At 34.3% G+C, this 12,717-nt stretch carries 11 protein-coding genes; 4 read left to right on the top strand and 7 right to left on the bottom strand.

Annotated elements, in window-relative coordinates:
- Positions 1–14 precede the first annotated feature (14 nt).
- Together AAGV28_RS09260 and AAGV28_RS09255 are read left to right on the top strand one after the other, a co-directional pair.
- Positions 15–362, top strand: a complete 348-nt coding sequence (locus tag AAGV28_RS09260) for a HipA N-terminal domain-containing protein (protein WP_373406538.1) — start codon at positions 15–17, stop codon at positions 360–362.
- Positions 349–1,311 carry a HipA domain-containing protein gene (locus AAGV28_RS09255; RefSeq protein ID WP_413789751.1) on the top strand — a complete coding sequence of 321 codons (963 nt, stop codon included), beginning with the start codon at positions 349–351 and terminating at the stop codon, positions 1,309–1,311. The genes AAGV28_RS09260 and AAGV28_RS09255 overlap by 14 nt, the downstream gene beginning before the upstream one ends.
- Positions 1,312–1,488: 177 nt before the next feature.
- Here the strand turns inward: AAGV28_RS09255 and ilvC are convergent, their stop codons facing one another.
- The 6 genes from ilvC to AAGV28_RS09225 form a co-directional block, all read right to left on the bottom strand.
- Positions 1,489–2,961 carry a ketol-acid reductoisomerase gene (gene ilvC, locus AAGV28_RS09250; protein ID WP_373406535.1) on the bottom strand — a complete coding sequence of 491 codons (1,473 nt, stop codon included), beginning with the start codon at positions 2,959–2,961 and terminating at the stop codon, positions 1,489–1,491.
- 15 nt (positions 2,962–2,976) lie between these two features.
- The gene (ilvN, locus tag AAGV28_RS09245; RefSeq protein WP_373406534.1) at positions 2,977–3,504 is read right to left on the bottom strand and encodes an acetolactate synthase small subunit; all 528 of its coding nucleotides are present in this window, start codon (positions 3,502–3,504) and stop codon (positions 2,977–2,979) included.
- A gap of 118 nt (positions 3,505–3,622) precedes the next feature.
- Complete coding sequence (gene ilvB / locus AAGV28_RS09240; protein ID WP_373406533.1) at positions 3,623–5,311, bottom strand: biosynthetic-type acetolactate synthase large subunit; 1,689 nt, start codon at positions 5,309–5,311, stop codon at positions 3,623–3,625.
- A 124-nt stretch (positions 5,312–5,435) separates the two neighbouring features.
- The gene (ilvD, locus tag AAGV28_RS09235; RefSeq protein WP_373406532.1) at positions 5,436–7,109 is read right to left on the bottom strand and encodes a dihydroxy-acid dehydratase; all 1,674 of its coding nucleotides are present in this window, start codon (positions 7,107–7,109) and stop codon (positions 5,436–5,438) included.
- Between the two features lie 272 nt (positions 7,110–7,381).
- Entirely contained in the window at positions 7,382–8,500 is a 1,119-nt protein-coding gene (gene leuB / locus AAGV28_RS09230) for a 3-isopropylmalate dehydrogenase (protein ID WP_373406531.1), read from the bottom strand.
- Positions 8,501–8,560: 60 nt separating this feature from the next.
- A complete protein-coding gene (locus AAGV28_RS09225; protein ID WP_373406530.1) occupies positions 8,561–9,736 on the bottom strand; it encodes a 2-isopropylmalate synthase in 1,176 nt (391 codons plus the stop codon).
- A 154-nt stretch (positions 9,737–9,890) separates the two neighbouring features.
- On the opposite strand from AAGV28_RS09225, the gene AAGV28_RS09220 reads away from it, so the two are divergent.
- A complete protein-coding gene (locus AAGV28_RS09220; protein ID WP_373406529.1) occupies positions 9,891–11,435 on the top strand; it encodes a hypothetical protein in 1,545 nt (514 codons plus the stop codon).
- Positions 11,436–11,468: 33 nt separating this feature from the next.
- On the opposite strand, the gene AAGV28_RS09215 is transcribed toward AAGV28_RS09220, so the two are convergent.
- Positions 11,469–11,696: a hypothetical protein gene (locus AAGV28_RS09215; RefSeq protein WP_373406528.1), complete on the bottom strand. Its 228-nt coding sequence runs from the start codon at positions 11,694–11,696 to the stop codon at positions 11,469–11,471.
- A gap of 230 nt (positions 11,697–11,926) precedes the next feature.
- On the opposite strand from AAGV28_RS09215, the gene AAGV28_RS09210 reads away from it, so the two are divergent.
- Positions 11,927–12,700, top strand: a complete 774-nt coding sequence (locus AAGV28_RS09210; RefSeq protein WP_373406527.1) for a DUF4369 domain-containing protein — start codon at positions 11,927–11,929, stop codon at positions 12,698–12,700.
- Positions 12,701–12,717: the final 17 nt, after the last annotated feature.

Here is a 12,717-nt window from a genome sequence, read left to right as displayed (position 1 = left end):
GATTAACTGCTATTATGAAAAAAATAAATATTGAAGATGGTTCAGAAGCCAATAAAGACTATCTGGCGGGAACACTTACAGAAACGGACGACGGTGACTACCACTTTCAATACGATGAAAATTACATTACTGAACATCCTAAAGAAAGCATCAGTTTGACGATGCCAGTTCGCTCAGAAACATACACTGACAAACGATTATTCCCTTTTTTTGAAGGTCTAATTCCTGAAGGATGGTTACTGGATATCGCTTCTAAAAACTGGAAAATTAATCCAAACGACCGCATGGGACTCCTTTTGGCTTGTTGCCAAAATTGTATCGGTGCGGTAAGTGTTCAACCAATACCAAATGAAGATGCCTAAGAAATGCTTATATTGTTACCAATCATTAAACGATACAATTGTAGGTGATTTCCACGAGCAATGCAGTCTGGAGTTTTTCGGTACTAGGCAACCACCTGCATTCGAACATTCACTCCAACAAATGTCGGAATTAGCCAAAAATGTGGTGGAAAGAAGTGTGGCTGTTCCTGGAGTGCAACCCAAGTTATCGTTATCTATAGTAAACAATACGATACAAGATGGAACCAAGGGACGTCTTACGGTAGTTGGTGCTTTGGGCGGAAATTATATTTTCAAACCACCATCCGAACATTTTTCTGAAATGCCCGAAAACGAACACCTCACTATGCGAATAGCGGAAGCTTTTGGAATTAACACCGTCCAGTCCAGCTTAATCCGATTGCAGTCAGGAGAACTGTCCTATATCACTAAACGCATCGACAGAACTGAAAACGGAGAAAAAATCCACATGCTCGACATGTTCCAAATCACAGAAGCATTCGACAAATACAAAAGCTCCATGGAGAAGATAGGCAAGGCTCTGGACGAGTTCTCAGATAACACCTTACTCGACAAACTATACTTTTTAGAACTGGGCATCTTCAGTTACCTTACAGGCAACAATGATATGCATTTGAAAAACTTTTCGATGATTCATTCGGTAGATACTTGGACATTGGCACCAACCTATGATTTATTAAACGTAGCCATAGTAAACCCAGACGACACCGAAGAACTCGCACTAACATTGGAAGGAAAAAAGAAAAAATTGAAATGGGAACATTTTAAAAGACTAGGAATCAGCCTTGGCTTAAATGAAAAACAACTAAAAGGAATCGCAAACCGTTTTCAAAAAAACAAACCCACCGCCCACCAGTGGATTGATAATTCATTTCTATCTGATTCTTTCAAAGAAAAATACAAAACACTACTAGAAGAAAGATACCATAGATTATTTGGAACAGATTAAGCAAACACTTTTTTTTATAAATTTATGCTTAATAATTGAAGTATTGAGAGAACGTTCAAAACTGCTTAGAAAAACAGTATACACCTTTGACGACTAATTCAAAGAACTTATACCCCAAAAAAAAAAGCGAAGTAACTAAATACTCCGCCTTTTTGAATTAACTATAATTGTAAAAAATTATACAATTTTCTTCATTGCAGTCATTGATTCTCTTAACCAAGCTCCCACTTCTTCAACTGGGTGGTTGCGGATGATATCATTTACTTCAATTAATTCTTTGTTATCTACTCCGTTGTTTCCATTGTTGAATGGACGACCAATTAAGTTTGATGGTGCATTTTTAACATACTCAGCGATTAACGGCTTACAAGCGTGATCGAATAAGTAACATCCGTACTCAGCAGTATCAGAGATTACACGGTTCATTTCGAACAATTTCTTTCTTGCAATTGTGTTAGCAATAAGTGGTGTTTCGTGTAATGACTCGTAGTAAGCAGACTCTTCGATGATTCCTGAATCAGTCATAGCTTCAAAAGCTAATTCTACTCCAGCTTTAACCATGGCTACCATTAATACTCCATTATCGTAGTATTCTTGCTCAGAGATTTCAACATCTCCAGCTGGTGTTTTTTCGAAATTAGTTTCTCCAGTTGCTGCTCTCCAAGACAATAAATTTTTATCATCATTAGCCCAGTCTTCCATCATTGTCTTAGAAAAATGACCAGAAATAATATCATCCATGTGTTTTTGGAACAACGGACGCATGATGTCTTTTAATTCTTCAGCAGCATTAAATGCAGCAATTTTAGCAGGATTAGACAAACGATCCATCATGTTTGTGATACCACCGTGTTTCAATCCTTCTGTAATAGTTTCCCATCCGTATTGAATTAATTTAGAAGCATATCCAGCATCAACACCTTCAGCTACCATTTTGTCAAAACATAAGATAGAACCCGTTTGCAACAATCCACAAAGGATAGTTTGCTCTCCCATTAAATCTGATTTTACTTCAGCTACGAAAGAAGAACGTAAAACTCCTGCTCTATTTCCTCCTGTTGCAACAGCATACGCTTTAGCTTGATCTAAACCTAAACCATTTGGATCATTTTCTGGGTGAACAGCAATAAGTGTTGGTACACCAAATCCTCTTTTGTACTCTTCACGTACTTCAGAACCTGGACATTTAGGAGCACACATAATAACGGTTAAGTCTTTACGAATTTGCATTCCTTCTTCAACAATATTAAAACCATGAGAATACGCTAGAGTAGCTCCTTGTTTCATTAATGGCATGATTGCAGTAACTACAGCAGTATGTTGTTTATCTGGTGTAAGGTTACAAACTAAATCAGCCGTTGGAATTAATTCTTCATAAGTTCCCACTTTGAAACCATTATCAGCAGCATTCATGAAAGAAGCTCTTTTTTGAGCAATAGCTTCAGCACGCAACGCATAAGAAATATCTAAACCTGAGTCTCTCATGTTCAAACCTTGGTTCAAACCTTGAGCACCACAACCAACAATAACTACTTTTTTACCTTTTAAAGCTTCGATTCCATTAGCAAATTCTGATTGATCCATGAATTCGCAAACGCCTAATTGTTCTAATTGTAATCTAAGTGGTAATGAATTGAAATAATTTGCCATTTTCTAATATTTAATTTATGATTTTAATTCTTCTAATAATAAACTTGTTACTTCCATTTTTTCTTTAGAAACGGATATTCTTCCTGAACGTACAAACTGCATAATTCCAAAAGGTTTTAATTTAGCATGTAATTCTTCAATTTCTGATCGTCTTCCTGATTTTGAGATTACAAAAAAGTCTCTTGATACGGTTACAATTTCAGAATGACTTTCTTTGATAATGTTTTGAATTTGTCTTTCGTCAAATAATAAACTCGAATTGATCTTGAATAAAGCACTTTCTAAAAAGATCGTTTCTTCATCGATGTGATAAAACGCTTTGATTACCTCAATTTGTTTTTCTATTTGTCCAACAATATTCTGTACCCATTTTTCAGTAGTATCTACTACAATTACAAATCTTGAAACGTTTTCAATTTCCGATTCGGATACATTTAAACTCAATATATTAATGTGACGTTTTAAGAATATTCCTGATATTCTGTTCAATAAGCCAACGTTGTTTTCTGAATAAACAGAAATGGTGAATGTTTTATTTTCCATAATTTTAGCCTCCCCCCAGCCCCCTCCAAAAGAGGGAGAGCCAAAACTGGCACAGGGAATATTTTAATTTTATACTAATATTTTTAATTCCTAATTCCCCCTTCGGGGGTTAGGGGGCTTATCTTAATCGGATGTCAGAAACCGAAGCTCCTGTTGGAATCATTGGGAATACATTGTTTTCTTTTTCTACCATAACTTCAAGGAAATAAGCATCTTTAGATGCTATCATTTCAGCAATTGCTTCATCTAACTCTTCTCTCTTAGTTACCTTTCGAGCTTTGATATAATACCCTTCGGCAATAGCACAAAAGTTAGGGTTTACCATTACTGTAGAAGCATATCTATAGTCAAAAAACAATTCTTGCCATTGACGAACCATACCTAAAAACTCATTATTTAAAACTACAATCTTCACTGGAACCTTTGTTTGATAAATCGTTCCTAATTCCTGAATATTCATCTGGAAACCACCATCACCTATAACTGCAACTACTTCGCGATCTGGTCTACCCATTTTAGCTCCAATTGCAGCTGGTAAAGCAAACCCCATAGTTCCTAAACCTCCAGAAGTTACATTACTTTTAGTCTGATTGAACTTAGAATAACGGCAAGTAAACATCTGGTGTTGCCCCACATCTGAAACCATTATCGCATCACCTTTTGAGTGTTTGTTAATCATTTCGATAGTTTCCCCCATTGAAATTCCTTTTCCGTTTGTTGGAGCCAATTCTTCGTTGATAACTGCATCCAATTCAATTTCGTATTTCTTCTTGAATTCGTTATGCCATTCTTCGTGAGAATTCTTCTCAATAAGAGGTAATAATGCTGTTAAAGCTTCTTTTAAATCGGCTAATACAGCAACTTCCGTTTTTACGTTTTTATCAATCTCAGCTGGATCAATTTCGAAATGAACTACCTTAGCTTGTTTTGCATAAGTAGCTAAGTTTCCAGTAACACGGTCATCAAAACGCATTCCTAATGCAATTAAAACATCACATTCGTTAGTTAAAACATTAGGTCCGTAATTTCCGTGCATTCCTACCATCCCAACATTTAATTCGTGATCAGTAGGTAAAGCAGAAAGCCCTAAAATAGTCCAAGCTGCAGGAATTCCTGATTTTTCAATTAATGCTTTCAATTCTTCTTCGGCCTTACTTAGAATTATCCCCTGACCAAAAATAATCATTGGTTTCTTAGCTTGGTTAATAACCGCAGCTGCTTCCTTAACAGTGTCTAATTTTAAAACTGGTTTTGGATGATAACTTCTAATATCGTTACATTTTTTATAACTAAAATCTAAAGTATCAAACTGTGCGTTTTTAGTAATATCGACTAATACTGGTCCTGGACGGCCTGAACGGGCAATATAAAATGCTTTTGCCATAATCTCAGGAATCTCATCTGCTTCTGTGATTTGGTAATTCCATTTGGTTACCGGAGTCGAAATTCCAATAATATCTGTTTCCTGAAAAGCATCAGAACCTAATAAATGTTTTCCTACTTGTCCAGTGATACAAACCATTGGAGTAGAATCTATTTGAGCATCGGCAATACCTGTAACCAGATTTGTTGCTCCTGGTCCCGAAGTCGCAATTGCAACCCCTACTTTACCTGTAGCTCTGGCAAAACCTTGCGCAGCGTGAGCCGCACCTTGTTCGTGACGCACCAAAACGTGGTGCAATTGATCTTGAAATTTATATAATTCGTCGTAAACTGGCATTATGGCTCCACCTGGATACCCATAAACCAAGTCTACTCCTTCGGCTAATAAGCATCTGATAACTGCTTCTGCTCCTGATATTTTCATCGTTTGTCTTTTTTTCCTCCCCCCAGCCCCCTCCAAAAGAGGGGGAGCCGGAACCGGCGTAGGGGAATTTATATATTATTTATTGCTCAACTCCCTCTCCCTCCCCTTCGGGGAGGGTTGGGGATTATTTGTCAGTAACACATCCTTCGGAAGCGCTAGATACTGAACGCATATACTTTAGTAAAACACCTTGTTTGATAGATGATTCTGGTTGTTTCCAATTGGCTTTACGTTTTGCGAATTCTTCTTCAGAGATTTTCATATCGATGGTATTTTTCACCGCATCAATTGTAATCACATCTCCATTTTCGATTAAAGCAATTCCGCCACCTTCGTAAGCTTCAGGAGTAACATGTCCTACTACAAAACCGTGAGAACCTCCAGAGAAACGTCCGTCAGTAATCAAAGCGACAGTGTTTCCTAAACCAGCTCCCATAATAGCAGAGGTTGGTTTTAACATTTCAGACATTCCAGGACCACCTTTCGGGCCGCAATAGCGGATAACAACTACATTACCTGGTTTTACTTCACCGGCTTGGATTCCTCTGATTACATCTTTTTCACCTTCAAAAACTACTGCTGTACCTTCAAAAAATTCCCCTTCTTTTCCACTAATTTTTGCTACACAACCTTCTGAAGCAATATTTCCGTATAAAATTTGAATATTTCCAGTTGCTTTTAATGCTTTTTGGATTTCATAAATTACTTCTTGTCCATCATGTAAATCAGGAACTAAAGCTAAATTTTCAGCAATTGTTTTACCTGTTACAGTCAAACAATCTCCGTGTAAAAAACCTTCTTTTAATAAATATTTCATTACTGCTGGTACACCACCTACATTATGTAAATCTTCCATTAGGTATTTACCACTTGGTTTTAAGTCGGCTAATAATGGTGTTTTATCGCTGATATCCTGGAAATCTTTTAATGTTAATTCAATACCTACAGAATGAGCCATTGCAATTAAGTGCATTACTGCATTTGTAGAACCTCCTAAAACAGCTACCATTGTAATAGCATTTTCGAAAGCTTTACGAGTCATAATATCTCTCGGCTTAATATCTTTTTCTAACAATATTCTGATCGCTTTTCCAGCATCAATACATTCTTGTTTTTTTTCTGGACTCAAAGCAGGATTAGAAGAACTGTAAGGCAAACTCATTCCTAATGCTTCAATTGCTGATGACATAGTGTTAGCTGTGTACATTCCACCACAAGCACCTGCCCCTGGACAGGCATTTTGAATTACACCTTTAAAATCCTCAGGTGTAATTGTATTGTTTATTTTTTTTCCTAAAGCTTCAAATGCAGAAACGATATTCAAATCCTCTCCTTTCCATTTTCCTGGGTGAATAGATCCTCCATAAACCATAATAGCAGGGCGATTTACTCTTCCCATAGCCATTAAAGCGCCTGGCATATTTTTATCACAACCGGGAACTGCAATCATAGCATCATACCATTGTGCACCCATAACGGTCTCGATAGAATCGGCAATTACATCACGAGAAACTAAAGAAAAACGCATTCCATCATTCCCATTTGAAATACCATCACTAACTCCAATAGTATTAAAAATCAATCCTACTAAATCTTCTTTCCAAACACCTGTCTTAATATCTTTGGCCAAATCATTTAAGTGCATGTTACAAGGATTTCCATCGTAACCCATACTTACAATTCCTACCTGCGCTTTTTTCAAATCTTCCTCAGTTAATCCAAGTGCATACAACATTGCTTGAGAAGCGGGTTGAGTTTCATCTTGAGTAATTGTCTTACTGTATTTATTTAATTCCATCTTATTTTTTATTTTTTTATCTGATATAATTCCAAAAAAAAACTCCCAATTGATGGGAGTTATATAATATTATTTTTCAATTATATTAATAGCTTCCCTTATGCACTTGTTGATACAACAATGACATTAACGACAGAAACTATTACAATTGAATTTTTCATTTTCTTTTTTTGATGCAACAAAAGTATAAAAACCTTTATATTTAAAAAAATAAAAAATAAAATTTTACGAATTTCTTATCATTAAACTTAATTATATGTCAAAACATTGTATTATACTATTGTTGATTGACCTAAATGTACATTATCATTATTAAAGTACATTAAATCATCCTTATTTAAAATGAAGTTAGAAACAAATTCCCCTACTTCATTGGTTCCAAATTTTGTATCTGGATTCAAATCTATTGTAACCACATTGTATTCGATTGCCTTCTCTACTCCTTCGTACACTTTTTTAGCTTCTTCGGTTAAACCAAAATGCTCTAGCAACATCGCTGCCGAAAGTATCGCTGCAAACGGATTAGCAATATTTCTTCCTTTTGCGTGTGGATAAGAGCCGTGTACAGGTTCAAATAAAACGTGTTTTTCTCCAATTGAAACTGATGCTAAAACTCCAATTGATCCTGTGATTACACTGGCTTCATCAGATAGAATATCTCCAAATAAATTTCCAGTCAATACCACATCAAATTGTTTTGGATTGGTTACAATCTGTTTTGCTGCATTGTCTGCAAACAAAAAATCCAAAGCAACATCAGGATAATCAACACTTATCTTTTTAACTACATTTCTCCACAATCGAGAAGATTCAAGAACATTAGCCATATCTACTAACGTTAATTTTTTTCTTCTTTTTTGAGCCGATTGAAAAGCCAAATGAGTAATTCTGGAAATTTCGTCTTCTGTATATTCACATAAATCAGAAGCTACAGTTCCAGCTTCGTTTAGCTTTTTTTCTCCAAAGTAAATTCCAGCAGTTAGTTCTCTATATATAACAAAATCTACTCCTTCTACAATTTCTCTTTTTAAAGGAGAAACATCTAGCAAACCTTTAAAAGGTTTAAGAGGGCGGATATTTGCAAAAAGCCCCAACTCTTTTCTTAATTTCAACAATCCTTGCTCTGGACGAACATTTGCAGCAGCATCAATACCATATTTTGGATCACCAATGGCACCTAGCAAAACAGCATCGGTATTCAGACATAGATTTAGAGTTTGCTCAGGAAGTGAAGTCCCAGTTTTATCAATTGCAATGGCACCAATAAGTGCCTCTTCAAAAATAAAATCATGTTCATAAACCACTCCTACAGCATACAAGGCTTTTTTGGCTTGCAAAATCACCTCTGGACCTATTCCGTCTCCCGATAATACAGCTATTTTTAAGTTCATGCGGATTATTTTTAATTAAAAAGCTGCAAATTTAATCATTTAAAAACGCTTAATCCCTAACTATCGTTTAATTAAATCACCTTCTATTTTAGAAGCTGCAATAATTAAATGAATATCATCATCTAAAACTTCTTTTTTAACGTCGGCAAATTTCAAAAACTCAACATAAACAACGTCTAACTGCGTTTTTGTTAATTCGTAACCTACTTTTTTAGCGCGGTAAGCTAATGCTGCTCTACCACTTCTAGCGGTAAGAACAATTGAAGATTCATTGACACCCACCTCTAAAGGATCAATAATTTCATAAGTCGCTCTATTTTTAATCACTCCATCTTGATGAATTCCTGAACTGTGAGCAAAAGCATTTGCTCCTACAATCGCTTTATTGGGTTGTACCATCATACCCATACTTTCAGAAACCAAACGACTCATTTCGTTCAACTGTCTTGTATTGATATCAGTATATAAATTCAAGTCTGGATGTTGTTTAAAAATCATCACTACTTCTTCAAGTGCTGTGTTTCCAGCTCTTTCTCCAATTCCGTTAATGGTACATTCGATTTGTCTGGCACCATTGATAGCTCCCGAAATAGAGTTAGCAGTTGCCATACCTAAATCGTTATGACAGTGGCAAGAAATAGTTACATTTTCAATACCCTTTACGTTTTCTTTAAGGTATTTAATTTTCGCACCATATTCATCAGGCAAGCAATATCCTGTAGTATCAGGAATATTAAGTACTGTTGCTCCCGATTTGATTACTTCTTCGCAAACTTGTGCCAAGAAAGCATTATCTGTTCTTCCTGCATCTTCAGCATAAAACTCTACGTCTTCTACATACGATTTTGCATGGGCTACAGCAGCTTTTGCTCTAGCTATAATATCTTCTCTAGTGGTATTTAATTTATGTAATATATGAGAATCAGAAGTTCCAATACCAGTATGGATGCGTGGTCTCTTAGCATGTTTTAAAGCTGCAGCAGCAACGTCAATATCATTTTTAACCGCTCTGGTAAGACCACAAACTGTTGCGTTTTGAACTATTTTACTAATTTCGGTAACAGATAAAAAATCACCAGGACTTGAAACAGGGAATCCAGCCTCAATAATATCAACCCCCATTCCGTCTAATCGTTCTGCTATAACGAGTTTCTGATTGGTATCTAATTTACATCCTGGGACTTGTTCGCCATCTCGCAAAGTGGTATCAAAAATTTGGACTTTCTCTCTATTCATTTTCATTTATTTAATGTAATTTCACATCTTGATAACAAAAATATATTCTTTACTTTGAATAGAAAATTCATTTTACATGAATATACTGTTTATAAGCCTACCAAAGGAGGTTTAAGTAACTAAAAATCAACTAGTTAAATCTATTTAATTTACAATGGCTAACCATCAAAAAGATTTTTTATTCGTTCTAATAAAGTCCTTATCTAAATCAGAAAAACGACAATTTAAGATTTTCGCCAGTCGATTAGAAACTAGTTCGAATACAAAATTCATTGAACTATTTAATATTTTAGACAAAACAGAGAGTTATGATGAAAAACTTATTTTAAAAAGTGGCATCATCAAAAAAGTACAATTATCGAATCTAAAATCGTATTTGTACAAGCAAATTTTAGTAAGTATTCGGTTAAATATTCCAAGTCAAAATATTCGCTATCAATTGAGAGAACAAATTGATTTCGCTACCATCTTATACAACAAAGGTTTGTATAAACAAAGTTTGAAAATTTTGGATAAAACCAAAACACAAGCTATCGAAAATGACGAAAAATTAATGGCGTATGAAATTGTAGAATTCGAAAAATTAATCGAATCGCAATACATCACCCGAAGTATTCAGGGTAGAGCCGACGAATTAGTCATTCAGGCGAAAGAACTGAATTATCAGAATACTATTTCTAGTAAATTATCTAATTTGTCTTTGCAATTATATGGCATCATGCTTAAAACAGGATATGTAAAAAGCGATGAAGAATATAAATATATTGACGATTATTTCAATAAGCACATTTCTAAATTAGACGAAAATAAATTTGGATTTCGAGAAAAATACTGGTTTTACAATGCTAATCTTTGGCGCAGTTTCTTAGTTCAGGATTTCTTAGGCAGTTATAAATTTGCGTTCAAATGGGTGACTCTTTTTTATGATAATTCGAACATGATTTTCTTAAATCCGGTGTTTTTCTTAAAAGGAAATAATTACTTATTGGAATCTTTGTACATGTTAAAATACCAAACCAAGTTCAAAAAATACTTAACATTACTAGAAGAAACCATCAAAGATCCTCGTTTTCCTAGTAATGATAATATTGCTTCATTGGCATTTTTGTACATGTACAACAACAAATTGAATTATCATATTATGGAAGGGACTTTTGCAGAAAGCGAATATTTGATTCCTGAAATTTTAAGCAAACTAAAAACACACAATGAACATTTAGATGAGCATCACGAAATGTTGTTTTTCTACAAAATTGCCAGTATTTATTTTGGAGTTGGGAAATACAATGAATCCATTTTCTATTTAGAAAAAATCATCAACAACAAGAATTTGAGTATGCGCGAAGATTTAATGTGTTTTGCCCGAATTTTATGCTTGATTGCACATTATGAATTAGGAAAAGATTTTTATTTAGAAACGCAATTAAAAAACACGTATAAGTTTCTAATAAAAATGAATGATTTGCACGAAGTACAAAAAGAAATTATTCGATTCCTGAGAAACCTGAATTCCATTTATCCAAGCGATATTAAAAAGGAATTTATTAAAATGAAAGAGCGTTTTGTTGAATTAGAACAAAACACCTACGAAAAAAGAGCTTTTCTGTATCTTGATATTATTTCCTGGCTCGAAAGTAAAATTGAAAACCGAAAAATTAGCGACATTATTAAAGAAAAAGCAAAACGAAGCAACAGATAAAACAGAAAGAGAGAAAGCAACTTCTCTCTTTTTTTATGACAATAATTCTTTCCTCCCTCTAATGATGTCTTCAAAACTGCTGCATTTAACTATTTCCACTTCTCCATCGATTAGCATTGGTAAATGAACGAACTCGACTTCCGATAAATCTTCTTTTAAGTGAAAAGCCATATCGTCTAATTTAAAAAACCATTCTTTATCAAACTGCACTTTATTTATTGTAGCATCTTTTATCAACAGTATTTCTTTTAATCGCTTCATAAAATCGTATTCATTTTTTTTATCAAAAATAAACCAGTCTTATTACAAAAACAAATCAGCAAACTCTGTCTTTCTAAATTATTATTTCATTATTGTTTTAACTAGAATATAGCATCATTCCCAGTTAACTATCAAAATTAATAATTATAACAAAAATTTAGCGAATTAAATTATTGCCATTTTATAAATTTAAATACTTTTGCACACTTAACTAATTTAACTAATTAATAATGAAAAAATTATTTTTATTACTTTCTGCTTCTGCTGTACTATTCTCTTGTAGTAAAGTTGGTAAAGACGAGTACATTATCACTGGTATTGCAAAAGGAATCGAAAACGGAAAAACGATTATTCTTCAAACACAGGATCCTAGCGGTATGGGAGGATTAATCAATATTGATACTGTAAAAGTTGAAAACGGAAAATTTGAAATTAAAGGAAAAGTTACTGAACCTTCATTCCACGTACTTCAGTTAGAAGCGGTGAATGAAAAAATTCCTTTTATATTAGAAGAAGGAGAAATCAATATCGAAGTTAACAAAGATAGTATTCAAAAATCTAAAATTTCAGGTACTTACAACAATGATGAGTATGTGAAATTCAACGAAGAAATCAAAGTGGTTCAAAAGAAATTAATTGATTTTCAATCAGCTAATATGCTGAAAATGAACCAAGCGCAACAAGCTAAAGACACTGCTGTAATTAATAGTTTGATGCAAGAATACCAAAAAATTCAAGAAGAAGTTGGTGCAAACTCGAAAACAAAATATTTGTCTTACGCAGAAACTCACCCAAAATCTTTTATTAGTGCTTTAATTCTTCAAAGTATGTTGCAAGATCCATCTGCTGACATCAAACAAGCAGAAAAAATTTACAACGGTTTTGACGAAGAATTAAAAAACACAAAACCAGGTAAAGAAATCAAACAAAGATTTACTGCAGTTAATTCTTCAGTTCCAGGTGCTGCTGCAGGTGCAACTCCAGCTCCAGGTGCTGCTAACTGAAGAGCCGATTTTTCAGC

The sequence above is a fragment of the Flavobacterium zubiriense genome, from assembly GCF_041729725.1.
Taxonomy (GTDB): Bacteria; Bacteroidota; Bacteroidia; order Flavobacteriales; family Flavobacteriaceae; genus Flavobacterium; species Flavobacterium zubiriense.
The sequence above is the reverse complement of the archived record's forward strand: the minus strand, read 5'-3'. Positions and strand labels throughout refer to the sequence as shown.

Bases quoted from the DNA above. Each gene is read 5' to 3' on its own strand.
- AAGV28_RS09260 (WP_373406538.1), top strand. From the start codon at position 15: ATGAAAAAAATAAATATTGAAGATGGTTCAGAAGCCAATAAAGACTAT.
- AAGV28_RS09255 (WP_413789751.1), top strand. From the start codon at position 349: ATGAAGATGCCTAAGAAATGCTTATATTGTTACCAATCATTAAACGAT.
- ilvC (WP_373406535.1), bottom strand. From the start codon at position 2,961: ATGGCAAATTATTTCAATTCATTACCACTTAGATTACAATTAGAACAA.
- ilvN (WP_373406534.1), bottom strand. From the start codon at position 3,504: ATGGAAAATAAAACATTCACCATTTCTGTTTATTCAGAAAACAACGTT.
- ilvB (WP_373406533.1), bottom strand. From the start codon at position 5,311: ATGAAAATATCAGGAGCAGAAGCAGTTATCAGATGCTTATTAGCCGAA.
- ilvD (WP_373406532.1), bottom strand. From the start codon at position 7,109: ATGGAATTAAATAAATACAGTAAGACAATTACTCAAGATGAAACTCAA.
- leuB (WP_373406531.1), bottom strand. From the start codon at position 8,500: ATGAACTTAAAAATAGCTGTATTATCGGGAGACGGAATAGGTCCAGAG.
- AAGV28_RS09225 (WP_373406530.1), bottom strand. From the start codon at position 9,736: ATGAATAGAGAGAAAGTCCAAATTTTTGATACCACTTTGCGAGATGGC.
- AAGV28_RS09220 (WP_373406529.1), top strand. From the start codon at position 9,891: ATGGCTAACCATCAAAAAGATTTTTTATTCGTTCTAATAAAGTCCTTA.
- AAGV28_RS09215 (WP_373406528.1), bottom strand. From the start codon at position 11,696: ATGAAGCGATTAAAAGAAATACTGTTGATAAAAGATGCTACAATAAAT.
- AAGV28_RS09210 (WP_373406527.1), top strand. From the start codon at position 11,927: ATGAAAAAATTATTTTTATTACTTTCTGCTTCTGCTGTACTATTCTCT.